This is a genomic window from Exiguobacterium oxidotolerans JCM 12280 (assembly GCF_000702625.1).
Lineage (GTDB): Bacteria > Bacillota > Bacilli > Exiguobacteriales > Exiguobacteriaceae > Exiguobacterium_A > Exiguobacterium_A oxidotolerans.
In genome coordinates, this window is the sequence record NZ_JNIS01000001.1 from 1,502,535 (window position 1) to 1,525,610 (window position 23,076).

The 23,076-nt window shown below is 47.8% G+C and carries 20 protein-coding genes and 1 riboswitch; of the genes, 11 read left to right on the forward strand and 9 right to left on the reverse strand.

What is annotated here, in order from left to right; translation table 11 throughout:
• Positions 1–61 precede the first annotated feature (61 nt).
• Together P403_RS0107635 and P403_RS0107640 are read right to left on the reverse strand one after the other, a co-directional pair.
• Positions 62–1,468, reverse strand: a complete 1,407-nt coding sequence (locus P403_RS0107635; protein WP_029332119.1) for a polysaccharide pyruvyl transferase family protein — start codon at positions 1,466–1,468, stop codon at positions 62–64.
• A 303-nt stretch (positions 1,469–1,771) separates the two neighbouring features.
• Positions 1,772–2,686 carry a ketopantoate reductase family protein gene (locus P403_RS0107640; protein WP_029332120.1) on the reverse strand — a complete coding sequence of 305 codons (915 nt, stop codon included), beginning with the start codon at positions 2,684–2,686 and terminating at the stop codon, positions 1,772–1,774.
• Between the two features lie 193 nt (positions 2,687–2,879).
• Between P403_RS0107640 and P403_RS0107645 the strand changes: the two genes are divergently transcribed.
• From P403_RS0107645 to P403_RS0107675, 7 genes are all read left to right on the forward strand, one after another.
• Complete coding sequence (locus tag P403_RS0107645) at positions 2,880–3,596, forward strand: GntR family transcriptional regulator (protein ID WP_029332121.1); 717 nt, start codon at positions 2,880–2,882, stop codon at positions 3,594–3,596.
• Positions 3,589–5,130, forward strand: a complete 1,542-nt coding sequence (gene gntK / locus P403_RS0107650; RefSeq protein ID WP_029332122.1) for a gluconokinase — start codon at positions 3,589–3,591, stop codon at positions 5,128–5,130. The genes P403_RS0107645 and gntK overlap by 8 nt, the downstream gene beginning before the upstream one ends.
• Before the next feature lie 22 nt (positions 5,131–5,152).
• Entirely contained in the window at positions 5,153–6,499 is a 1,347-nt protein-coding gene (locus tag P403_RS0107655) for a GntP family permease (RefSeq protein ID WP_029332123.1), read from the forward strand.
• Positions 6,500–6,518: 19 nt separating this feature from the next.
• Positions 6,519–7,919 carry a decarboxylating NADP(+)-dependent phosphogluconate dehydrogenase gene (gene gnd / locus P403_RS0107660; RefSeq protein WP_029332124.1) on the forward strand — a complete coding sequence of 467 codons (1,401 nt, stop codon included), beginning with the start codon at positions 6,519–6,521 and terminating at the stop codon, positions 7,917–7,919.
• Between the two features lie 219 nt (positions 7,920–8,138).
• On the forward strand, positions 8,139–8,702 hold the full coding sequence (gene ahpC / locus P403_RS0107665) for an alkyl hydroperoxide reductase subunit C (protein ID WP_028105377.1): 564 nt from the start codon (positions 8,139–8,141) through the stop codon (positions 8,700–8,702).
• Positions 8,703–8,716: 14 nt separating this feature from the next.
• Positions 8,717–10,246, forward strand: a complete 1,530-nt coding sequence (ahpF, locus tag P403_RS0107670; RefSeq protein WP_029332125.1) for an alkyl hydroperoxide reductase subunit F — start codon at positions 8,717–8,719, stop codon at positions 10,244–10,246.
• A gap of 350 nt (positions 10,247–10,596) precedes the next feature.
• On the forward strand, positions 10,597–11,139 hold the full coding sequence (locus tag P403_RS0107675) for an ECF transporter S component (protein ID WP_029332126.1): 543 nt from the start codon (positions 10,597–10,599) through the stop codon (positions 11,137–11,139).
• A 61-nt stretch (positions 11,140–11,200) separates the two neighbouring features.
• Here P403_RS0107675 and P403_RS0107680 read toward each other — a convergent pair whose 3' ends face one another.
• Together P403_RS0107680 and P403_RS0107685 are read right to left on the reverse strand one after the other, a co-directional pair.
• Complete coding sequence (locus P403_RS0107680; RefSeq protein ID WP_029332127.1) at positions 11,201–12,694, reverse strand: malate:quinone oxidoreductase; 1,494 nt, start codon at positions 12,692–12,694, stop codon at positions 11,201–11,203.
• Positions 12,695–12,902: 208 nt separating this feature from the next.
• On the reverse strand, positions 12,903–14,273 hold the full coding sequence (locus tag P403_RS0107685) for an amino acid permease (RefSeq protein ID WP_029332128.1): 1,371 nt from the start codon (positions 14,271–14,273) through the stop codon (positions 12,903–12,905).
• A 162-nt stretch (positions 14,274–14,435) separates the two neighbouring features.
• Positions 14,436–14,512, reverse strand: a riboswitch (glycine riboswitch).
• A 213-nt stretch (positions 14,513–14,725) separates the two neighbouring features.
• Between P403_RS0107685 and P403_RS0107690 the strand changes: the two genes are divergently transcribed.
• The gene (locus P403_RS0107690) at positions 14,726–15,268 is read left to right on the forward strand and encodes a histidine phosphatase family protein (protein ID WP_029332129.1); all 543 of its coding nucleotides are present in this window, start codon (positions 14,726–14,728) and stop codon (positions 15,266–15,268) included.
• Here P403_RS0107690 and P403_RS0107695 read toward each other — a convergent pair.
• A complete protein-coding gene (locus P403_RS0107695) occupies positions 15,254–16,237 on the reverse strand; it encodes a PD-(D/E)XK nuclease family protein (RefSeq protein ID WP_029332130.1) in 984 nt (327 codons plus the stop codon). The two genes, P403_RS0107690 and P403_RS0107695, sit on opposite strands and share 15 nt — an antisense overlap.
• A gap of 248 nt (positions 16,238–16,485) precedes the next feature.
• Between P403_RS0107695 and P403_RS0107700 the strand changes: the two genes are divergently transcribed.
• Positions 16,486–17,730: an MFS transporter gene (locus P403_RS0107700; protein ID WP_029332131.1), complete on the forward strand. Its 1,245-nt coding sequence runs from the start codon at positions 16,486–16,488 to the stop codon at positions 17,728–17,730.
• 51 nt (positions 17,731–17,781) lie between these two features.
• Here the strand turns inward: P403_RS0107700 and P403_RS0107705 are convergent, their stop codons facing one another.
• Genes P403_RS0107705 through P403_RS0107715 form a run of 3 tightly spaced genes read right to left on the reverse strand, consistent with a single transcriptional unit; the run spans position 17,782 to position 19,326 of the window.
• Positions 17,782–18,312, reverse strand: a complete 531-nt coding sequence (locus P403_RS0107705; protein WP_029332132.1) for an NUDIX hydrolase — start codon at positions 18,310–18,312, stop codon at positions 17,782–17,784.
• Positions 18,313–18,822 carry an LURP-one-related/scramblase family protein gene (locus P403_RS0107710; protein WP_029332133.1) on the reverse strand — a complete coding sequence of 170 codons (510 nt, stop codon included), beginning with the start codon at positions 18,820–18,822 and terminating at the stop codon, positions 18,313–18,315.
• Between the two features lie 24 nt (positions 18,823–18,846).
• On the reverse strand, positions 18,847–19,326 hold the full coding sequence (locus P403_RS0107715) for an LURP-one-related/scramblase family protein (RefSeq protein WP_029332134.1): 480 nt from the start codon (positions 19,324–19,326) through the stop codon (positions 18,847–18,849).
• Between the two features lie 160 nt (positions 19,327–19,486).
• On the opposite strand from P403_RS0107715, the gene P403_RS0107720 reads away from it, so the two are divergent.
• Entirely contained in the window at positions 19,487–21,073 is a 1,587-nt protein-coding gene (locus tag P403_RS0107720; RefSeq protein WP_029332135.1) for an FMN-binding glutamate synthase family protein, read from the forward strand.
• A 139-nt stretch (positions 21,074–21,212) separates the two neighbouring features.
• Positions 21,213–22,208 (forward strand): tRNA dihydrouridine synthase, encoded by a 996-nt coding sequence (locus P403_RS0107725; protein WP_029332136.1) that lies wholly within the window; start codon positions 21,213–21,215, stop codon positions 22,206–22,208.
• A gap of 48 nt (positions 22,209–22,256) precedes the next feature.
• Here P403_RS0107725 and P403_RS0107730 read toward each other — a convergent pair whose 3' ends face one another.
• Positions 22,257–22,781, reverse strand: a complete 525-nt coding sequence (locus tag P403_RS0107730) for an SF0329 family protein (protein WP_029332137.1) — start codon at positions 22,779–22,781, stop codon at positions 22,257–22,259.
• Positions 22,782–23,076: the final 295 nt, after the last annotated feature.

Consider the following 23,076-nt stretch of genomic DNA (forward strand, 5'->3'; position numbering starts at 1 on the left):
ATTCAGATAATACAATTCAAAAAAAACGTCTCACACTGCATTGGCATGAGACGTTCTTTTATTATTTTTTTACGAAGAGATTAGCTGTCTTAAGGGCCACCCGAACTGCTTTACGGTTCAATGTACCTTCTTGATGTTTAACCACCTTCGTCTGCTTGTTGAGTTTATCTTGTAACGTTTTAATCTTTTTGTCTTTATCTTTATCATGTTTTTGAATCGCAGCGATTTTTTTCTCTTCTTCTGGAAAGAATGATTCAAAACGTGCGATTGCTTCTTCCATACTGATTCCTGTAATCGGTTTAACCGCTGGGAGGAGTTCTGTTTTCGCCATTTCACGATCAAACGGCACGTTCTCTGGATAGTTCGTGTCTTGATAGATATGCTCCAAGTCGTTCGTGTTCAAGAAGTCAAGAAAGTTATCGAAGTTTTTCACTTGAATCCGCGCCGGGCTTTGGAAGTCTGCTGTTTCGACGACGTCCGAAAGCCGTGTATACGCCGTGATGTCATTTGCCCAGATGTGAGTCAATTGATGGTAATCTGTTAATTCACGCATCCTTGCATCTTTAGGAATCAAAATACTCGGTGTTCCAGTGAGTGTCGCTGTGATGTTTCCGTGGAGACGTGCACCAAAGCTCAAGTCAGCTTCTTTGAGGAAGTCGAACCACGTTTGAGCGTTTAAGAAGAAACGAACACGGCCATTCATATACACCGGGTGTGACATTCTAGCTGCATAATTCATATCTGAAAGGTCTCCAAACGGATGAGTTCCAGTGTACGTCAACTTCAATTCTTTCATCCATTGTGGGATGAAATAGTGATTTGGATACTCTTCCATTCCACGTGTGATAAAATCAAGGACATTTTTGGGTGAAAAACGTGATGAATTGACACTAATCATCGAATCTTTCGTGATGTTTGTCTCACGGATGTGAAGATCACGACCGAATGCATACATCGATGGGCAACCGATGACTTTATGATCGATGCCTTCACGGAAACCAAGGCGTGTCAGGTATTTCGACGTGATTTCACCACGAAGTCCAATGATTCTCGAACGTTCGAGGACTGCGCTGACGAATGCTTTAACATCCTCGTCGAACGGGAATCCGCCTTTTAAGTCCGGCTCGAATGGTGCGCGTAGACCAACACCGATCACGACGACGGGAATTTTCAATTTTTTAATCAATCGTGTGTATTTTCGAAGGGACGATGCGAACTCTTGACGGAATGCATCCGCAAGTGGAATGACGTAAAGATCAAAATTTTCGTTGATCTCATCTGCACGTTCTTCATCATAGTAGTAATAGTCAGGCGTGATCGTCGTTCCTTCCGTCATCAATGTTCGGAAGATACTGTACTGATAGATCAAATTCCCAACGTTCCCTCCGATTGAATTTTCTCTCATTATATACTCAGCATCAAACTGTTCAAAGGGTGTCATACCTGCACGAATAATAATACGCTTCATGTCAAATTATCCCCTCTCACAAATCCAAAAAAACATTAACAACTTATATTTTAGAGATATCTAAATCATATCCCTTACTTATATTTAAGTCTATTTTAATTAAAGAGATAGAGTATCATTTAAAAGAATATTCTCATCATTTAAATTTTATTTAATATTTTCCCCACTTATAATCAGAGTCAGTCAAGAAAAATTTACGAACATAACATTTTCTAGCTACATAAATAGCTTCTCTTAAGGTAAACAATAGAGTCACCTTGGAGAAGCTATTTGTAATTCTCGATTTCGAAGCCCTTCAACAGCTTAAATAGTAATTGATAGCTGTTCATATATCTTTAAATTCGTATGAATCATCCGTAACGTCGGGTATAGCGATGGCTCCGCTCCTTCTATTAAACTGCCAAACAGATGGTCTGCTTCGACCATGCCTTGTTTTTCCATATCCCGTTGCAAGGATGACTTCATATCCGGTGCCATTTGATGCATCCGTTTTTCCTGCTCCTGTTCGATCTGGTCCACGAACGTTGCCCCTTGACTGTCCATGGCTTGTTTTGCTTCTTGTAAGACATTCCGAATGACACGATTCCCTGCAGCATCGTCGCGAATCGGACCAATCGGTGCCCGAAATAGCGAAGTCACTCCGGAAAAGGTCGTAATGAAGAGATACTTTTGCCACATATCTTGTATGATGTGGTCTGATGCTTTAATCGATGCTTTTGTCCCTGCAAGTGCTTCCTTCACCTCAAGCAAGCGATCCGTCCAGTCCCCATCTCTTGGACCAAATACAAGTTGATGGGCAGGACTCGTCTGAATGACGCGTCCATTCGCATCAAGCGTCGATTCAATGAAGCATAAGCCACCGAGGACACGGGTCTCGCCAAATTTAGCGACGAGTTGTTCGATATGCCGCATCCCGTTCAAGACCGGTAACACATATGTATCAGGACCGACGAATCCTTCGAGATCTCCGATGACATGCCCCAGGTGATACGCTTTCGTCGACACGATGACTAGGTCAAACGTCTCTTTTGTTCCGACTTGGATTAAACGTGGCGTCAACGACACGTCTCCGTGTGGACTAATGATTTCAAGACCCGTTCGCTCTAACTCCTCTGCCCGACGCTCACGGACAAGAAACGTCACGTCTTCCCCTTTTTCTGCTAGGCGTCCTCCGAAATATCCTCCGACAGCCCCTGCACCTACGACTAAAATCTTCATCATGTATCCTCCTTCGTATAAAGAACAGCATGTTTTTCTCAGAAAATTGTTTTCTACATCCTATCATACTGCAGGTAATGCGAATGTAAACCAAACGAAATAAAGCGTTTTCATTAAAGCGCTTGCATTTTACATTCAGTCGTTTATACTACTTGTATACAAGTATACTCATAAAACAAAGCAGGTGATTTTTATGTCTGATTTTTTATACCCGATTAAATGGTTATCAAAAGCATCAACTGGAGACCGGGTCGCCCATGAACTCCGGATGCGCATCATCTCCGGAAAGATTGAGCAAGGGACCATCCTTTCTGAAAATAAATTAGCGACGGATTTTTCCGTCAGTCGTTCGCCCGTTCGCGACGCTCTAAAAGTTCTCGCTGCTGAACGCATCATCCGGCTTGAGCGGATGGGGGCCGTCGTCGTTGGTTTGTCGGAAAAAGACATCCGTGAGATTTATGACGTCCGTCTGTTAATCGAAACGTTCGTCTTCGAACGAATCGTCCGGATGGACCGTCAAGAACTCGTCCGCGAACTGAGCAAGATTCTTGAGATGATGAAAGTCGCGATCAAGTTTAATGATGCCGACGAATTTTCGTATCAAGATGTTTTGTTCCACGAGACGATCATCCGGTCGATTGATCACAGCTATGTCAGCATGATTTGGCAAAACTTAAAACCGGTCATGGAAAGCTTCATCCTCTTATCGATGCGGACTCGCTTCGAAGGACAGATGGAGGATTTCGACCGGATCATCGCCAACCACGCACTTTATATCGAAGCCATCGAAACAGGAGACCGTGAACGGATGGTCACGTCTCTCCACCAGAACTTCGACGATGTCCAAGAAGTCGAAGATTTATGGCAATCGCAACAGATGATGACGAAAGGAGTCGAACCACATGACTGAATACATGCTAGGAATCGATATCGGGACGACGAGCACGAAAGCCGTCCTCTTTACGACAAAAGGAGAAGTCGTCGGTCAGACGAACGTCGGCTATCCACTCCACACGCCAAACCGCTCGACTGCTGAACAGGATCCGGAAGAAATTTTCCACGCCGTCCTCGAAACGATTCGTCTGCTGACGAAGCAGTACCCGAACCAAAAACCAAAATTCGTTGCTTTCAGTAGTGCGATGCACAGCTTGATTGCCATCGATGAGGACGACCAGCCCTTGACTGCCTGCATCACCTGGGCAGACAGTCGGAGCGAAGCCTGGTCGAACCGGATTAAGGAAGAGTACGGAAATGATGTCTACCACCGGACCGGTACACCGATTCACCCGATGTCCCCTCTCGCGAAAATCTTTTGGCTCGTCGAAGACCGGCCGGAGATTGCCGAGCGGACGAAAAAATACATCGGAATCAAGGAATTTGTCTTCCAGCGTCTGTTCGGACGTTACGTGATTGATCATTCGCTCGCATCGGCGACAGGATTGTTCAATATCCACGACATGAAGTGGGACTTGAAAGCCTTAGAGATCGCCGGCATCGATGCTTCAAAATTGTCGGAACCTGTCTCGACGACGACACAGTATTCGGACATTAATCCAGAATATGCAAAACAAATCGGACTTGATCCGGCAACACCTTTCATGATCGGCGCCAGTGACGGGGTCCTATCGAACCTCGGCGTCAATGCCATCCGTAAGGGCGAAATCGCCATCACGATTGGGACGAGCGGTGCGATCCGGACGATCATTGACTGCCCGCAGACGGACGAAAAGGGACGGACGTTCTGTTACGCCCTGACTGAAAAGCACTGGGTCATCGGTGGTCCGGTCAACAATGGCGGGATGGTCTTACGCTGGATTCGTGATGAGCTCGCGTCGGCTGAAGTTGAGACGGCGAAACGACTCGGGATTGATCCGTATGCAGTCTTGACGAAAATCGCTGAACGGGTCCGTCCGGGTTCAGACGGACTGTTGTTCCATCCATATCTATCAGGCGAACGGGCACCGCTTTGGAATCCCGACGTCAGTGGCTCATTCTTCGGATTGACGTTGTCACATAAAAAAGAGCATATGATTCGTGCCGCTCTAGAAGGTGTCATCTACAACCTGTACACTGTCTTCCTGGCACTGATTGAATGTATGGATGGTCCTGTCACACGGATTCAAGCAACCGGGGGGTTTGCGCGATCTGAAGTGTGGCGTCAGATGATGGCCGACATCTTTGAGTCGGAAGTCGTCATTCCAGAAAGTTTTGAAAGTTCATGTCTCGGGGCTTGTATTCTCGGATTGTATGCGACTGGGGAAGTCGATTCATTCGAAGTAGCTGCTGAGATGATTGGGGAAACACATCGTCATGTACCGAATGAAGAAGCGATGCACGAATACCGTCAATTGCTACCGATCTTCATCAGCTTGGCACGGACGCTTTCAGCTGACCATCGGCGGATCGCAGAGTATCAACGTAGCTTGATTCAGCAAGAAAACTAATTTATCTTATGGGGGAAGTCACATGCCGTTAGTCATCGTTGCCATTGGGATCATCACACTACTCGTTTTAATCATGGGGTTGAAATTAAACACGTTCGTTTCATTAATCATTGTCTCGTTCGTCGTCGCTATACTACTTGGAATGCCGCTCGACCAAATCGTCACGACGATTGAAGCCGGTCTCGGCGGAACACTCGGTCACCTCGCGCTGATCTTCGGACTCGGTGCGATGCTCGGAAAATTAATTGCTGACGCCGGTGGTGCACAGCGAATCGCGATGACACTCGTCGCGAAATTCGGGGAAAAGAACATTCAATGGGCAGTCGTCGTCGCTTCATTCATCATCGGGATCGCGTTATTCTTCGAAGTCGGACTCGTTCTATTAATTCCAATCGTCTTTGCGATTTCACGTCAGCTTCGCGTCTCGATTCTCTATCTCGGGATTCCGATGGTCGCAGCACTTTCTGTTACACACGGCTTTTTACCACCTCACCCCGGTCCAACTGTCATCGCGGGTGAATACGGGGCAGATTTAGGGCAAGTCTTACTTTACGGTTTCTTAGTCGCTGTTCCGACGGTCATCATCGCCGGACCGCTCTTTACGAAAGTCGCAAAACGTCTTGTGCCGGAATCATTCAAAAAAACAGGTAACATCGCCTCACTCGGCGAACAAAAAGAATTTGATTTAAGCGAAACACCTGGATTCGGAATCAGTGTGTTTACAGCAATGCTACCGGTACTCTTGATGTCGATCGCCACGATTTTGACATTGTTACAAAAAACGCTCGGCTGGGACGGCAATGCAGTCCTTTCTGCCATCCAGTTCATCGGGAATGCTTCCACAGCAATGTTGATTTCGTTACTCGTCGCAGTCTACACGATGGGACTTGCACGTAATATCCCAATCAAGACCGTCATGGATTCATGTACGACAGCGATCACACAAATTGGAATGATGTTACTCATCATCGGTGGTGGCGGTGCCTTCAAACAAGTCTTGATCGATGGAGGCGTCGGTAAATATGTCGCTGAACTCTTTGCTGACACAACACTTTCACCGATTTTACTCGCGTGGTTGATTGCCGCAATCTTACGGATTTCACTTGGTTCGGCGACGGTCGCTTCACTGACGACAGCTGGACTCGTCATCCCGCTCCTCGGTCAATCAGACGTCAATCTCGCCCTCGTCGTGCTTGCGACTGGTGCTGGTAGCTTAATCGCTTCGCACGTCAACGATGCCGGGTTCTGGATGTTCAAAGAGTACTTTGGTTTAACTATGAAAGAAACTTTCGCGACGTGGACGCTGCTTGAGACAATCATTTCCGTCTTCGGACTTGGATTCGTCCTCCTCCTCAGTCTCGTCGTCTAAAAAAAGGAGTCGTTACACTATGCTAAATTCAATCGGAGTCATCGGCCTTGGTGTCATGGGACGCAACATCGCCATGAACATGGCGAGCCATGATGAAAACGTCGCTATCTATAACTACACACCAGACTTAACGGAACAACTCGTCGCGAACCGCGAAGGGTTACCGCTTCATCCGTACTATGACGTCGAAGCCTTCGTCCGCTCACTCGAGCGTCCACGCAAGATTTTCGTCATGGTCACGGCGGGAAGTGCCATCGATTCCGTCATCGATTCGCTTATCCCGCACCTTGAGACGGGCGATATCATCATGGACGGTGGGAACTCCCACTTCCTCGATACGGAACGTCGTTTTGATCAACTAAACGAGCACGGCATCGAGTACATCGGTGTCGGTGTCTCGGGTGGTGAAGTGGGAGCCCGGACCGGTCCTGCCATCATGCCGGGCGGAACAAAAGAAGCGTACGATCAAGTCGCGCCGATTTTGACAAAAATTGCAGCACAAGTGAACGGCGACCCATGTTGTGTCTACATCGGACCTAAAGGGGCCGGACACTTCGTCAAGATGGTCCATAACGGAATCGAGTACGCTGACATGCAGTTGATTGCAGAAGCTTACAGCTTCCTCCGTGTCCGCCTCGGACTCGATGTCGAAGAAATTGCGGACATCTTCTCCTCATGGAACGACGGCGAGTTAAAAAGTTATCTGATCGAAATCACGGCTGACATTTTACGGAAAAAAGATGACGAGACGGGTCTTCCCTTGATCGACGTCATCCTCGATCAAGCCGGTCAAAAAGGAACGGGCAAATGGACGAGCTTGCAGTCCATTGATAATGGGATCGCTTCCTCTATCATTACGGAAGCCCTCTTCGCCCGTTATCTCTCTGCCGTCAAAGCAGAACGTGTCGCTGCCGCCTCTGTCCTCGGTGGACCGGAAGCCCGTCCAGCGCTCGACAAGGACGTCTGGATTGAACGTATCCGCCAAGCACTCTACATGGGTAAGATTGCGGCTTACGCACAAGGCTTCACCCAGTACCGCACTTCATCCGAACTGTATGACTGGAACTTACGTCTTGAAGAGATCGCCTTGATTTTCCGTGGCGGCTGTATCATCCGCGCCGAGTTCCTCAATGTCATTAGCGAGGCGTTCGCAACGGACGCATCACTCGACAACTTGATGCTCGCGCCGTACTTCGCAGACAAGGTACAGGCGTATCAAACGTCGCTCCGTCAAGTCGTCGCAGAAGGTGCACTTACAGGTCTCGCGTCACCGTGTCTCAGCACGTCACTGACGTATTACGACAGTTACCGGACAGCGAATTCAAATGCCAACATCCTGCAAGCACAACGTGATTATTTCGGAGCCCACACATATGCCCGGACCGATCGCGAAGGAACGTTCCATACCGAATGGCAATGACTTATACAGCTCCATCAACCTGTTTCATTCAGGGAGATGGAGTTCTTTTTTTGTTCATAATTCATTTCTTGAAATAAGAAATTACAGGTTATACCTTGACAAAACTAGCGCACTATATGAAATTAGTATTAGATTAGAATTATTCTAGTGTGATAAGTACAGTTATTCTTAACGACTAGAACAGATTCTTAAATAGAACCCAACAGGAGGATTTTTATCATGTCTTTAATCGGAAGTGAAGTAAAACCATTTAGTGCATCAGCATTCCACAACGGAGAGTTCGTCGACCTTACAGACGCTAACCTTCGTGGAAAATGGAGTGTCGTTTGTTTCTACCCAGCAGACTTTACATTCGTTTGCCCGACTGAGCTCGAAGATCTTCAAAACCAATACGCAGCACTCAAAGCGCTTGACGTTGAAGTGTACTCCGTTTCAACAGATACGCACTTTACACATAAAGCTTGGCACGAAACTTCAGAAACAATCGGTAAAATCGAGTACGTCATGATTGGTGACCCGTCACACGTCATCTCACGTAACTTCGAAGTCTTAAACGAACAAGATGGACTTGCTGATCGCGGAACGTTCATCATCGATCCGGACGGCGTCATCCAGACTGTTGAAATCAACGCGGGTGGAATCGGCCGTGATGCAAGTACACTCGTCAACAAAATCAAAGCAGCACAATACGTGCGCAACAACCCAGGTGAAGTTTGCCCGGCGAAATGGGAAGAGGGTTCTGCAACACTCACACCTAGCCTTGACCTCGTAGGGAAAATTTAAGGAGCGGATTTGAGATGGCTTTAGCAGCAGATATTAAAGCACAACTCGCTCAATACCTCGATTTGTTAGAAGGAGACATCGTCCTCGCCGTCAGCGCCGGGACGGACTCCGTCTCACTCGAGATGAGCGAACTCGTCGAAGAAATCGCGAGTATGTCACCACGCATCAGCATCGAACAGGCGACGCTCGCCCGGACACCGAGCTTCAGCGTCAATCGCGCTGGTGAAGTGAGTGGAATCACGTTCGCAGGGATTCCGCTCGGTCACGAGTTCACGTCACTCGTCTTGGCTTTGCTCCAAGTCAGTGGTCGTGCGCCGAAGATCGATGCGCCTGTCATCGAACAAATCAAAGGCATCAAAGAGACGTATCACTTCGAATCGTACATCAGCCTCAGCTGTCACAACTGTCCGGATGTCGTCCAAGCCTTGAACGTCATGAGCGTCCTCAACCCGAATATCAGTCACACGATGATTGACGGTGGCGCGTTCAAAGAAGAAGTCGAGCAAAAAGAAATCATGGCTGTCCCGACCGTCTTCGTCAACGGCGAAGCATTCGGCAACGGACGGATGTCACTCGAAGAGATTCTTGCGAAGCTCGGTACGGGTACAGATGCAGCCGATTTCGTTGACAAAGATCCGTACGACGTCCTTGTCGTCGGTGGTGGTCCTGCCGGTTCAAGTGCTGCGATTTACGCAGCACGTAAAGGCATCCGGACCGGGATCGTCGCAGAACGTTTCGGTGGACAAGTCATGGATACGATGAGCATCGAGAACTTCATCAGCATGAAGTACACGGAAGGTCCGAAACTCGTCGCGAGTCTTGAAGAACACGTCAAGGAGTATGGCATCGATGTCATGAACCTGCAACGGGCAACACGTCTCGAGAAAAAAGACCTCGTTGAACTTGAACTTGAGAATGGTGCGGTCCTCAAAACGAAAACGTTGATTTTGTCGACAGGTGCACGCTGGCGTAACGTCGGTGTCCCAGGCGAACTTGAGTTTAAGAACAAAGGTGTCGCGTACTGTCCACACTGTGATGGTCCACTCTTCGAAGGAAAACGCGTTGCGGTCATCGGCGGCGGTAATTCCGGTGTTGAAGCGGCAATCGACCTCGCAGGTCTCGTCAAACACGTCACGGTCCTTGAGTTCGCACCTGAACTGAAGGCAGATGCAGTTTTACAGCAACGTCTCGCAAGTCTTCCGAACGTCACGGTCGTCGCAAACGCCCAGACGAAGGAAATCACGGGGACGGATAAAGTAAACGGCATCACGTATGTCGAGCGTGAAACAGGCGTCGAACAACACGTTGAGCTGGAAGGCGTCTTCGTCCAAATCGGTCTCGTGCCGAACACGGACTGGCTTGGTGATACGGTGGAACGTAACAAATTCGGTGAAATCCTCGTCGACCGTCATGGTGCGACGAATGTCCCTGGTGTGTTCGCAGCAGGTGACTGTACCGATAGTGCGTATAAACAAATCATCATCTCGATGGGCTCGGGTGCGACAGCTGCACTTGGTGCCTTCGATCATATGATTCGTAATTAATCGTTTAGACGTCTTGCTTCGGCAAGGCGTTTTTTGATTGCAAAATCTAGTATGAACAGAAGCTCCATCAACTAAAGAGGATTTTTCCCGTGCTTTTCTCGGGCGAGGCGCAAGCCGCGGCTTTTACGACCAACAGGTCTTAAAGCCGGGTCTCACCTGCCTCTGACAGCGTGTAAACACGCTTTTCCCGTAGAAGTCACGGGAACTCCTCTTTTACGTCTATACTTTCGTTAGTAAAGATTAAGATTCAAACTGACCCCTATAAATTGTTCGATATTGACACTTTTAGCTAGTCCAGTATTTTGATAGATTTAAGCTATTCAAAATCTATCATAAAGAAGGTCTGACTCATGCAAAACGCAACACCGTATTCAAGCACTCGTACCCGGCAACTCGTCATCACCTCGATGTCGATTGCACTTGTTTTTGTCGCAACATTCTTTATTAATATTAAATTGCCAATCGCAGCGAACGGCGGACTTGTCCATATGGGGACGGCGATGTTGTTTATTATCGCCCTCTTGTTCGGACCGCGAACTGCCATGATCGCCGGAGCAGTCGGAATGGGACTCTTCGATATCGTATCAGGCTGGACACTTTGGGCTCCGTTCTCGTTCGTCGGACGTGGTCTGCAAGGTTTCGTTGTCGGTTATATTGCCTGGACATATGGTCGTAAAGCAACGAATGTCAGTGTCAACGTACTTGCAATGATTGCTTCTGTTCCATTCATGCTTGGCGTTTACTATATCTGTGAAGGGATTCTTTATAGTAACTGGATCGCTCCTGTTGCCTCAATCCCAGGTAACCTCGTTCAAAACGTCGTCGGAATCCTCGTTGCGATTCCAGTCAGCGCAGCCCTAAAGAAAACAGCATTTTTCCGCCAACGCGGATAATCCATATGAAAAGCCCTGTCTCCTAACGATTAGGAAACAGGGCTTTTTCATTTTGTCGTTTTTAATGAATCGGTTGTGCGGCTGTTAATTTAAGGGTCTCGGTCGTTTCCGCATGGATTTCGTCAAACAGATCCGGGTGCGCAACAAGCGATGTTCCGTATGACGGAATCATCTCCTTGATTTTAGCTGTCCAACCGTCGATTTGATTCGGAAAACATTTTTCGAGCACTTCGAGCATGACCGGTACAGCGGTCGAAGCTCCCGGTGACGCACCGAGTAAGGCCGCGACGGACCCATCCGCCGCACTGACGACTTCGGTTCCGAACTGAAGCGTCCCTTTTCCTTGTGGTGTATCTTTGATAACCTGAACGCGTTGTCCCGCGACGACGACATCCCAGTCTTCAGTTTTTGCGTTCGGAATGAATTCACGTAGCTCGTTCATCCGTTGTTCTGTCGAAAGCAGCACTTGTTCAATCAAATATTTCGTTAAGCCCATTTCTTTTGCTCCGGCAGCAAGCATCGTCAAGACATTGTTCGGTTTGACGGACGCGAGCAAATCGAGATTCGAACCGGTCTTAAGGAATTTCGGTGAGAACCCGGCGAACGGTCCGAATAACAGTGATTTCTGCCCGTCGATGTATCGTGTATCCAAATGCGGGACTGACATCGGAGGTGCTCCGACTTTCGCTTTCCCGTACACTTTTGCATGGTGCCGTTCCGCGATGTCCGGATTTTTACAGACGAGGAACAAACCACTGACCGGGAATCCGCCGATTTGTTTTGATTCGGGAATCCCTGTTTTTTGGAGCAATGGCAGACTGCCGCCACCGCCGCCGATAAAGAGGAACTTCGCCGTATGATGTTCAATCCGGTTGTCCTGTTCGTTTTTGACTTTGACTTCCCAGCCGCCGTCGACTCGTTTCAAGTCTTCGACGCCGTGCCCATAATTGATTTCAACGCCCTGTCCTGCGAGGTGCGTGAATAAAATCCGTGTCAGCGCACCGAAGTTGACGTCTGTCCCCGAATCGATTTTTGTTGCAGCGATTGGTTCCGGCGACGTCCGCCCTTCCATGATGAGCGGAATCCATTGCTTCAGCTGCTCCGGATCATCGGAAAATTCCATCCCTTTAAAGAGTGGATTCGCTGATAGCGCTTCCAATCGTTTTTTCAGAAACTCGACGTTCTCCGCTCCTTCGACCATACTCATATGCGGAATCGGCATGATGAATTCTTCTGGATTCGGTAAGACGTTTTCTTTGACGAGATGCGACCAAAACTGGCGTGACAGTTGGAATTGTTCATTTACTTTCACGGCTTTACTGATATCGATCGTTCCATCTGCATTCTCTGTCGTATAGTTGAGTTCACATAACGCGGCATGACCCGTGCCCGCATTGTTCCACTCATTCGAACTTTCTTCCCCTGCGCTCGGTAACTTCTCGAACACTTTAATTGTCATGTCAGGCGCAAGCTCCTTCAATAAGACCCCTAGCGTCGCACTCATGACTCCTGCACCAATCAATATTACGTCTGTTTGTTTAGGCATACTGCTCATGATATCCTTCCTATCCCCGTTGATATTATGGACCTGCCATGAAAAATAGAGCGCTCTCATGACGACAACTTACCTTTCCATTATAACCCTATCACAGGTCGTTCATATATTAAAATATTGGGTGTTTGTCCCTAAAAAAATCATCCGAATTGCTGCAACGAAAAAGAAAGGCGCCTCTCTTCCTATATAGAAGAAAAGCGCCTCATTTTTACGCACTATGCCGTTCTGCTTTTTGATGCTTTTTCATCCGCAACTGATACAGGACAAACAATCCGATAAACCAAACCGGTGTCAGGAGTAAAGCCGGACGGGTTTCATCCGCGACGAGCATGACGACGAGGATCAGACCGAACAATCCGAGGACGAGGTAGTTGACGAACGGTGTCCACGGCGCTTTGAACGTTGACGCCGCATGCAATTTCGGTTGTGTTTTCTTGTATTTCAAGTGACAAACGAGAATCACACCCCAGACCCAGATGAAACAGATTGCACTGATCGTCGTGACGATGCTGAAGGCCTGTCCCGGAATCAATTTACTGAGTAACGCCCCGCCCGACACGACGAGTGTCGAGACAAATAAAGCATTCGCCGGGACATGGTTTTTATTGAGCTTCGAAAAATTAGCCGGTGCCTGTTTTTGATTACCTAAGTTGTACAGAATCCGACTCGTCGAGAACATCCCACTGTTACAGGCTGAAGCAGCAGACGTCAAGACAACAAAGTTGATGACGCCGGCAGCGAGCGGGATTCCGATCAAGCTGAACGTTTTGACGAACGGACTTTCCGTCGCATTTAGTCCCGTCCACGGATTGATCATCAGGAGGACCAGTAACGCTCCGACGTAGAAGAACAGAATCCGTAACGGAATCTTGTTGATGGCCGATGGAATGTTCTTTTTCGGATCGGCTGTTTCCGCTGCTGAAACCCCGATTAATTCAACTCCGACATAGGCGAAGACGACCATCTGGAAAGACAACAGGAAGCCGGTCACACCGTTCGGGAACATTCCGCCGTGTTGCCACAAATTACTGACGGTTACAGGACCTGAATCGGTTTGGAAACCGATGATCAGTAAGACGATCCCGACACCAATCAAACCTAAAATCGTAATGACCTTAATCAAGGCGAACCAAAATTCAAGTTCCCCAAACAGTTTGACTGTCAGTAAATTAAAGCCGAGTAAAATCAGGAGCGAGATCACAGCCGGAATCCACTGCGGAATATCGAACCAGTATTTCACGTACACGCCGACCGCAATGACGTCCGCCATCGCCGTCATGATCCAGCAGAACCAATACGTCCAGCCGGTCACGAACGCGGCACGTGGACCGAGATAATCTTCTGCGATATCCGTTAATGATCCGTATCCGGCTTTTGACAATAACAATTCTCCCAGTGCCCGCATGACGAAGAAAATCGCAATCCCGACGAGTAAATACGCAAAGACGATCGATGGTCCCGCGAGTTGAATCGCTTTCCCAGATCCTAAAAACAATCCTGTCCCAATCGTTCCCCCAATCGCAATCAACTGGACGTGCCGATTCGATAAATCCCGTTTCAATCCTTCTTGTTGTTCCAAACCTGAACTCCTCCTTGAATGCTTTCTCTAGTTCCCCCGGTCGGACTGTTCTGTCAGTCCAACAAAAAAAAGAGACTGGACGGGTGTCCAATCTCAAAAAAATCATCAGAATAGCAAATAATCATCCCTTGACTGGCGACGCCAATTCAAAGAATCAAGATTTAGTACTCTTCTGTCCTTTTGCCTGAGATTGTGAACCCTTCGGCGCCGCATCATGCGGTCTCTCCAGAAGCTGCTCCTGCCATAGTGTGACCCATGACAATCATAGCTTTCTCTTTTATTCGGTTGCTGAGGTGACATAATCACCTGAATTGTTTTTAATACTATTAATCTTCCGATTGTTTGTCAACCGTTTTATAAAATTTTTCATTTCTTCTTTCATAGTTTGAAACAGGAATCGATGTTGATTTTCTAGAAAAAGTAAATCACTACATTCGAACAGGAGAATTATCATGAAAAAACTTTACTTGATCCGCCACTGCGAAGCATCAGGACAAGAACCGGACGCTCCGTTGACGGAGAACGGCCATAGACAAGCTAAAGAATTGGTTTCCTTTTTTGAATCCCGTCCCGTCGACCGTATCCTATCAAGTCCTTTTCGCCGAGCAATTGAATCAATCGAAGCTGTTGCTTTTCAAACAAATTGTTCCATCGAAATCCAAGATGACTTGCGTGAACGTGTCCTAAGTCGTCAACCACTGACCGATTGGCAGGAGCATCTCCAAAGAACGTTTACTGATTTTGATTATGCGTGTCCGGGCGGAGAAACGAGCGCAGAAGCGACGCGGCGCATCCAAGACGTCCTGAATGACGTTTGGTCTCACTCTGCTGAGACGACTCTTCTTGTCACGCATGGCAATCTACTTACGCTATACCTCCACTCACTCGATTCTTCTTTTGGTTTTGAACAGGGACAACACCTTCGCAATCCCGATGTATTCCTCGTGACAGAAGTTGACGATGCTCTCGTTTTCGACCAGTTAGATCTCTTCTGATTCCACTGATTGGTTGTACCGACCGTAACGTTCGAGTTCAAAAACGGTTTTCTCGAAATCGAGTAAGCCGTTTTCTTGAAGTTGTAAATAATTTTCGCGATAGGCAATCGTCATATTTTTACCCGTACTTATCCTTTTAGGTCTTTTTAAGTCCAACTCATACTCAAAAGAGTCTTTTAATAGGCTAGACATACACGTGTCACGATAGACTTTGACGTCATCGTTTGTTTTCGCTTCAATCTTCGCACGCAATACCGTTTCTTCCAGTTGCCAGTAATGATTTTGTTGCTCATTTCCCTTCCACCAAAACCCCCAAAATCCACCTCTTGCGTTTGCTACGTAACCCCACTTCCCATCAAGCACGTCTTGTAAATCACGATAAAACCCTTGCCAGGAGAATGTTGTCCATTTCGCGACCGGAAGCGTTTTATACGAATTGATCTCATCGTCCAGCCGCTTCAGATGTTGAAGATAGTCTGCTAAAATCGCATTCTTCGGAAGCTTCCAATCATCATGTTCTAAAATCTTAATCATTTCTTGGCGTGTGAACAGTTGATAACCTGCTTTATGAATACTCCGATGATTTGACTGTTCGACAATTTTGTAATAAATCGGCAAAGGGATACAGTCTCGTGTTACGACATTCGTTTTTACTTCTTCCAAGTAACGTTCGAGTTGTCCGGAATGTTCCGAAGTGAATGTTTTATCTTCAATTAAGATTGCATATTTTTCATTAATAATGGCTAATATATCTAATCCTTTAAATTGACGAATGATCCGGACTTGATGAATGGTTTCTTCCAAGGAACGGTTATGTAGTGAAAACACTTTATGAATAAACCGTGTCGCAACACGATGTAACTCCTGATCGACTGAATGCAGATCCGCTTCCCCCCACTTCAGCAGCCAACATAAAAAAGCATCTTGTGACAGTTCGCTCGTGGCGTAATCAAATAAATTAGGCTTCATCAATAGAGACCCTCCTTTTCCTTTTATTAATTATATCCAATAAATGGATTAAACGCCTACAGTATTAATTCATTCTTTTAACGAATGAATTAAGTTTATATTCATGCCATTTACTTATAGTTCTTATAAGATATATCTATTTTACTTCCCCTTCGAACTCGACTACATTTAACGAATTGATAACAAAGTGAAGTAGTTCGAATCCTTGTCTACAGGGAGATTCGGCTTAGGAAAAGAAGGGGTACATTATGTCTACACAAGCAAGTCACACACGAAAAGGGTATTTGATGATGGTGGTTCTCTGGTTCGCGTATGCGACGTTCGCCATGAACTGGGTCGCCGGATCCTCATTAACCCCGCAAATCACGGCTCATTTTTTCGGAGACCGGACCGTTGACCCGTTGATTTCACAGCTCGTCAATTACTCAATCACGACAGCACGCGTCTTTGCGAACATCCTGGCAGCACTCATCTTGATGAAACTGGGACCGAAAAAAGCACCGATGCTCGCCCTGTTGTTCCTGATGATGTCGATCGTCGCCATTTATCTGCCGAACTACTGGGCTTATACGGCAGCACGAATGGTCATGGGACTTGGTGGTTCGATGGTCATCGTCTACATGAATCCGGTCGTCACTCGCTACATCAGTAATCCAACGGAAAAATTGCGGATCAATGCGCTCAACACTGTTTCTTATAATGTCGGAGCATTCGTCGTTTCATTACTGTTTACGTTTTTTGCGACCCAGTTCACGAACAACTGGCAACTGACATTGACGATTTTTGCTGCGTTGACCGCCGTTCTGTTCCTTGCTTGGTTGATGTTCAGTGAAGAGTTCGATTTGAATACGGCAAGTGATCAAAGCGAAGTCGTCACGGCTTACGGCTATCGCGATGCCATCAAAGACGGATTTCTTTGGAAGTACGCATTAGCATTCGGTGGTTTCTTGACGCTCTACATTTTGTCACTCGTCGGTCTCAAACCGGTGTTTGATACGTACACCGAACTGAACGGTTCACTCGTCAACCTGCTTGTCTCCGGTGCCGGAATCATCGGAACTTTTGTTGGTCTGAAAATCGGCAGTCGCGGCACACCGCGAAAACCGATTCTCCTGACTAGCGGACTCATCATGATTGGCAGTTTCATCGTTACGGTTGCGTTCGGCAACATCTCGCCACTCGTTTCGTACATCTTTGCCTTCATTTCCGGTTTTGCGATGTACATCCAGTATCCGATTTTCATGAACTTGGCACATGAGATGAAAGGGATGACACCGCAAAAAATCACCGTCCTCTTCGGTCTGTTTTGGGCAATCGCTTATGCGACGCAGACGATTTTCACCATCATTTGGAGCTATGCCCTCGGTCATATGGGCTATACCGTCTCGATGGTCGTCTTTTTCGTCAGCTGTTCGACTTATCTGTTATTCAGCTTTTTCTTACCTGAAACAAAACCGAAGCAGACGCAACCCGCTTCGAAAAAAACGGCGTAACATTGCAAAAACCCATCATGTTTCCTAACGGAAATACGATGGGTTTTTTAGTTACAATAACGCGTATGATGTAATGTTGCCGCGTTGCTTACATAACGCGAACAATGTCGAAACCAAACCTTCATGATACGGAATGAACGTCCCTGCTTGAATCCGGGCGATGATTTCCTCCTCCGTCGCCCAGGCGACACCTTGCACTTCTTCCTGTTGTAAGACGAGTGTCGACAAATCGATATCTGCCTCAATTAAGTAAACATCATCGAACCCTTCATCAAAATGCGACGTCAGATGTGGGCGCAGGCCCTCAAAATCATAGCGCAGGCCAATCTCTTCAAACAGCTCCCGTGCTGCCGCCTGCTGGCTCGTGTCTCCCGCGACGGCACTTCCACCGACAGTCAAGTCCCATAAGTTGGACCAGCCTTCTTTAAAAGGTTGCCGTTGCTGAATCAACATTTTACCGCTTGAGTTAAACAGACAGACGTGCACGACTAGATGATAATCGCCCGCTTGTAACTTCTTTCCCCGTGTCCATGTCCGTCCTGTTTTCTTGCGGTCCGCTGTATAGATATCCCATTGTTCCATTTACTTCTTCCCCCCTGCCCAATTGTCTGCGAACAGCGCCGAGACCGTTTTGTCTGCTTTCGCCCGGTCGAGTCCGAGCACGACACTTAAAAACAGTGCTTCCGCCGCCTCATCAAACAGTGTCAGTTCGTACTGTTTTCCGAAACGAACCCACCGTCTTTTGCCTTGACCGATTTTGTTTCCTTGATACGTGACACTGAACGTCATCGTCGCCCAGTTGATGTCGATTTGCAGATCCCGGCTGTCGATCCGGTAATCCGCAAACATCAAAAACCCGGTTTTTTGAATGGTCGCAACGACACGCCCGTCCACTTCCACCAGGATATGCGGCAGCATGCTGAACGTCTGTTTCGTCACGCGGCCGATCTCGGCAGCTTCTTGTACGAGTTGCCAATTTTTCTGCATTTGCAACAACTGTCCGGTCACTTCATGTGTGACGTGTCCGGTTTCATCTTGAATGGTAAAACGTCGGTTCAAATCGATTGTCTGGTTCATCAAAAGTAGTTTCATCGGTTCCTCCCTGGGTTCGATTGGTTATGAACTGGCTTCTTCGTCCTCTTTGACACAGTCAATTGCGACGACCAGCGCAATCAACACCTTCTCGACGTCTGGATCAAAGACTTGAATCTCGTAGCTGTCACCAAACGTGAACCATTTTTTCTCGACGCTCCCGACGACTTCCCCGTGACGTTTGATTTGAAAATCCATGTCCCACCAATCGCCGTCGATTTCTAAATCTGCCGCGTCAATCGTGTAACGGTCTTTAAAGAATGTAAATGATTTTTCGATCGTCAGTGTTTCGCCATCGACCTCAACAAAAAACTTCGGCAACAGGCTGAATACTTTCTTCGTGATGAGGGCGACTTCTTCCCCATCGACGCTCGAAATCGAAAAGGTCTTCGGAATCTGCATGAAGCTTCCTTCGACAAGATAGACATCCTGTTCCTGCTGATCTTGAATCGAAAAACGTCCCCGTAAACTGAATACTTTCTGTTTCATATAGAGTGTGTGCATGGCTCTTCATCCTTTCGAAATTCAGAAGTTTTACTACTTTACGTATCGTTCCAGCATTTAGTTTCAACACAATACGAATATTTCACATAGTTAGTTAGGTTTGTTAGCGTCTCGTGAGTGGTATCAGAATAAGACTATAGTCCACTTAGGAGGTCCACTCATGTCCATTAATACTGTCATCTTGATTACCTTACTTCTGCTCGTTGCGCTCGTCGTCATCGTCCCGCTTATTGTCGTCCTTTATTTATGGGCGACCGATTCACGTCAAAAAGAACATGCCGTCCTCCGAAATTTTCCTGTCCTCGGTAAAATGCGTTATATCTTAGAAAAGATGGGCCCGGAACTTCGGCAATACCTGTTCTTAAACAACAATGAAGGCAAACCATTTTCCCGAAACGATTACAAATCAGCCGTCATCGCCGGTAAATACAATTCACGGATTCTCGGTTTTGGATCAGAACGTGACTTCGATGAAGCCGGTTTTTATATCCAGAATGCCCTCTTTCCGACGAATCGTGATGAACTCCGGGTCGCGAACGATAACAAAGTCCCGACCTACTTATATGAACTCGATCAAGATAATTTATTCACCCGGAAAGAACATCTCGTCGAAAAACAAGTTGCGCCCTTTTTATTACGGGACGACGACGCCCCGATCATCGGTCAAGCGACGTGCCGCCAGCCGTTTCAAGTCCGCGGACTGATCGGACAATCGGCGATGAGCTTCGGTGCACTTGGCGACCGGGCGATCACTGCGCTGTCGATTGGCCTCGGACGCGCTCAAGGCGCCTGGATGAACACGGGCGAAGGTGGACTGTCCGACCATCATTTAAAAGGGGACGTCGATATCATCTGCCAAATCGGGCCCGGACTGTTTGGCGTCCGAACGGAAGACGGTGACTTTTCATTCGAAGAGTTTGAACAGAAAAGTCGAATTCCTCAAGTCAAAGCATTTGAATTAAAACTTGCCCAAGGTGCAAAAACGCGTGGTGGTCACCTCGAAGGTGAAAAAGTTACACCGGAGATCGCCAAGGTCCGGAAAGTCAAAGCCGGTGTCGGCATCGATAGCCCGAACCGCTTTAATGAGTTCAAGACGAACGCCGAGATGCTGACGTTCGTCGAGAAGTTACGCGACATCGGTGGGAAGCCGGTCGGTATCAAAATCGTCGTCGGGAAAGTCGATGATATCAAGGATCTCATCGCCTACATGGCGGAGTCCGGCAAACACCCAGATTTCATTACGATTGACGGCGGCGAAGGCGGGACCGGAGCGTCATTCCAGGAACTCGCCGACGCGGCGGGCCTTCCGATCAAATCGGCGCTCCCTTATGTCCATCAGCTCCTTGTCGCATACGGGATTCGCGACCGGATTAAACTGTTTGCGTCCGGTAAGTTGATCAGTGCCGATAAGATTGCCGTCGCCTTAGGGCTCGGTGCTGATTTCGTCAACATCGCCCGCGGCCTGATGTTCAACGTCGGTTGTATCCAGGCGCAAGTCTGTCACACAAACCATTGTCCAGTCGGTGTCGCGACGACGGACCCGAAACTACAAAAAGCCCTCATCGTCGACGAGAAGAGCTTCCGGGTGACGAACTACATCATCTCGCTTCGGGAAGGTCTCTATAATTTGACGGCAGCGGCCGGACTTGAAAGCCCGACACAGCTGACAGCTGAACATATCATCTACAAGGACCAAAATGGTCATGTCACGAAAGCGACGGCACTGAACTACAATCCACTGAAATGATGGACGCATGCAAGCGGCTGACTCCTAGGACCTGTAGAGTCAGCCGCTTGCACTTTTTCTGCAATACGCTTAAAGTATATAGTTGATGAAATTTTAATTGAGCAAAATGACTTACCTTAAGGAAAGGGTTTTATATACGATGAAAAACAACTTTTGGCAGGACCTGCCACGACCATTTTTTGTACTTGCTCCAATGGAAGATGTCACGGACGTCGTCTTCCGTCACGTCGTCGCGAAAGCAGCGCGGCCGGATGTCTTCTTCACTGAATTTACGAATACGGAAAGTTACTGTCATCCGAAAGGCAAACAGAGTGTCCGTGGACGACTCGAGTTCACCGAAGACGAACAGCCGATGGTCGCCCATATTTGGGGCGACAAACCGGAATATTTCCGTGAGATGAGTATCGGGATGGCGGAAATGGGCTTTAAGGGCATCGACATCAACATGGGTTGTCCCGTCCAGAACGTCGCCGTCAACGGAAAAGGATCCGGACTGATCAACCGTCCCGACGTCGCAGCTGAACTGATCCAAGCAGCGAAAGCCGGTGGTCTGCCGGTCAGCGTCAAGACACGTCTCGGCTATTCGAAAGTCGAGGAGTGGCACGACTGGTTACGCCATATTCTCGAACAGGATATCGCCAACCTGTCGATTCACCTGCGGACGCGTAAAGAAATGAGTGCCGTCCCGGCGCACTTCGAACTGATTCCGGAAATCAAGAAACTTCGGGATGAAGTCGCACCGCAAACCCTCTTGACGATCAATGGAGACATCAACGACCGGCAACACGGGCTTGAACTCGTCGAGCAGTATGGTGTCGACGGCGTCATGATCGGTCGCGGGATTTTCCATAATCCGTTTGCCTTCGAAGTCGAAAAGAAAGAGCACTCGAGCGAAGAATTACTTGATCTGTTACGTCTGCAACTCGACCTGCACGATCAGTATTCAGCTGAATTCGAACCCCGTCTGTTCAAACCGCTCCGTCGGTTCTTCAAGATTTATGTCCGCGGTTTCCGCGGGGCAAGCGAACTGCGCGCCCGTTTGATGGAGACAAATTCAACGGATGACGTTCGGGCGCTGCTCGACGAGTTCGTCGAACAGGAAGGCATTCACGCCGTTAATTCGTTTTCGATTTAATGTAATCACGCAAAAGAGCAAGGCATCGTGCCTTGCTCTTTTTTGTCGTCAGTTCGCTTCCGCTTCCAGTCGAATCTTTAAACAGGTCAATTCAAATGGTGTGTCGCAGGTCACCCGTTCGAGCCGCCGTTTTCCGACACGCCGGTCGAGTAAGGCAAAGCCGCGGATAAACGGATGCGAGTGCGTTAATGCTTCCTCAATCGAGAGCGTCGGATACAGCAGCAAACCCTGTTGCACGGCATAATTGGCATGCCACCCTTCTTGTTCCAACTCACGTTCGATTTGTTGGTCTAATTCACTCGATGCCTTATACCAGTCTGATTGAAAGATTTCCAACGTAATCCGTTCCGGCTTTTTCGGTAACCGTGCTTTGGCTAACGCATAACGCCGGTCTGCTTCCAACGTAAACCGTAAATCTTCCGCCTTAAAAAAGGGTTCGCCATCCAGCGTCATCCAGACTCGAGCTTCACCATCGTGAAAATGACGGTCGACGGTCGCATAGAGATTTATACGCGGCTGAAGCGGTGGTGCGACGAACGATAAGATCTGCTTTCTAATTTTTGAGAATTGCATCGGGTCCTCCTTTTACACACATCAAACACCAGGCAGCTACTGACTGCCTGGTCCAGCGTGTAGACAAACGCTTAAGAAGCGTGAACATGCGATATCGAGACGGATTGCGCTCTAAACCATCTGCATGCGCCGCTTTCCGACACGGTATTACCTAAAAAGCGTCACGTTTCGTTGACTCCTACGGGGAAAAGTGCGTTTTCAACGCACTTTCAGAGGCAGGCAAGACCCTGCTCGTTGTCCGTGAGGACCAAGGAGCAACGGCTTGCGCCTCGCCCGAGGAAAGCAACGAAAAAAG

Excerpts from the sequence above, each read along its gene's own strand:
- P403_RS0107635 (WP_029332119.1), bottom strand. The coding sequence starts at position 1,468 with ATGAAGCGTATTATTATTCGTGCAGGTATGACACCCTTTGAACAGTTT.
- P403_RS0107640 (WP_029332120.1), bottom strand. The coding sequence starts at position 2,686 with ATGAAGATTTTAGTCGTAGGTGCAGGGGCTGTCGGAGGATATTTCGGA.
- P403_RS0107645 (WP_029332121.1), top strand. The coding sequence starts at position 2,880 with ATGTCTGATTTTTTATACCCGATTAAATGGTTATCAAAAGCATCAACT.
- gntK (WP_029332122.1), top strand. The coding sequence starts at position 3,589 with ATGACTGAATACATGCTAGGAATCGATATCGGGACGACGAGCACGAAA.
- P403_RS0107655 (WP_029332123.1), top strand. The coding sequence starts at position 5,153 with ATGCCGTTAGTCATCGTTGCCATTGGGATCATCACACTACTCGTTTTA.
- gnd (WP_029332124.1), top strand. The coding sequence starts at position 6,519 with ATGCTAAATTCAATCGGAGTCATCGGCCTTGGTGTCATGGGACGCAAC.
- ahpC (WP_028105377.1), top strand. The coding sequence starts at position 8,139 with ATGTCTTTAATCGGAAGTGAAGTAAAACCATTTAGTGCATCAGCATTC.
- ahpF (WP_029332125.1), top strand. The coding sequence starts at position 8,717 with ATGGCTTTAGCAGCAGATATTAAAGCACAACTCGCTCAATACCTCGAT.
- P403_RS0107675 (WP_029332126.1), top strand. The coding sequence starts at position 10,597 with ATGCAAAACGCAACACCGTATTCAAGCACTCGTACCCGGCAACTCGTC.
- P403_RS0107680 (WP_029332127.1), bottom strand. The coding sequence starts at position 12,694 with ATGAGCAGTATGCCTAAACAAACAGACGTAATATTGATTGGTGCAGGA.
- P403_RS0107690 (WP_029332129.1), top strand. The coding sequence starts at position 14,726 with ATGAAAAAACTTTACTTGATCCGCCACTGCGAAGCATCAGGACAAGAA.
- P403_RS0107695 (WP_029332130.1), bottom strand. The coding sequence starts at position 16,237 with ATGAAGCCTAATTTATTTGATTACGCCACGAGCGAACTGTCACAAGAT.
- P403_RS0107700 (WP_029332131.1), top strand. The coding sequence starts at position 16,486 with ATGTCTACACAAGCAAGTCACACACGAAAAGGGTATTTGATGATGGTG.
- P403_RS0107705 (WP_029332132.1), bottom strand. The coding sequence starts at position 18,312 with ATGGAACAATGGGATATCTATACAGCGGACCGCAAGAAAACAGGACGG.
- P403_RS0107710 (WP_029332133.1), bottom strand. The coding sequence starts at position 18,822 with ATGAAACTACTTTTGATGAACCAGACAATCGATTTGAACCGACGTTTT.
- P403_RS0107715 (WP_029332134.1), bottom strand. The coding sequence starts at position 19,326 with ATGCACACACTCTATATGAAACAGAAAGTATTCAGTTTACGGGGACGT.
- P403_RS0107720 (WP_029332135.1), top strand. The coding sequence starts at position 19,487 with ATGTCCATTAATACTGTCATCTTGATTACCTTACTTCTGCTCGTTGCG.
- P403_RS0107725 (WP_029332136.1), top strand. The coding sequence starts at position 21,213 with ATGAAAAACAACTTTTGGCAGGACCTGCCACGACCATTTTTTGTACTT.
- P403_RS0107730 (WP_029332137.1), bottom strand. The coding sequence starts at position 22,781 with ATGCAATTCTCAAAAATTAGAAAGCAGATCTTATCGTTCGTCGCACCA.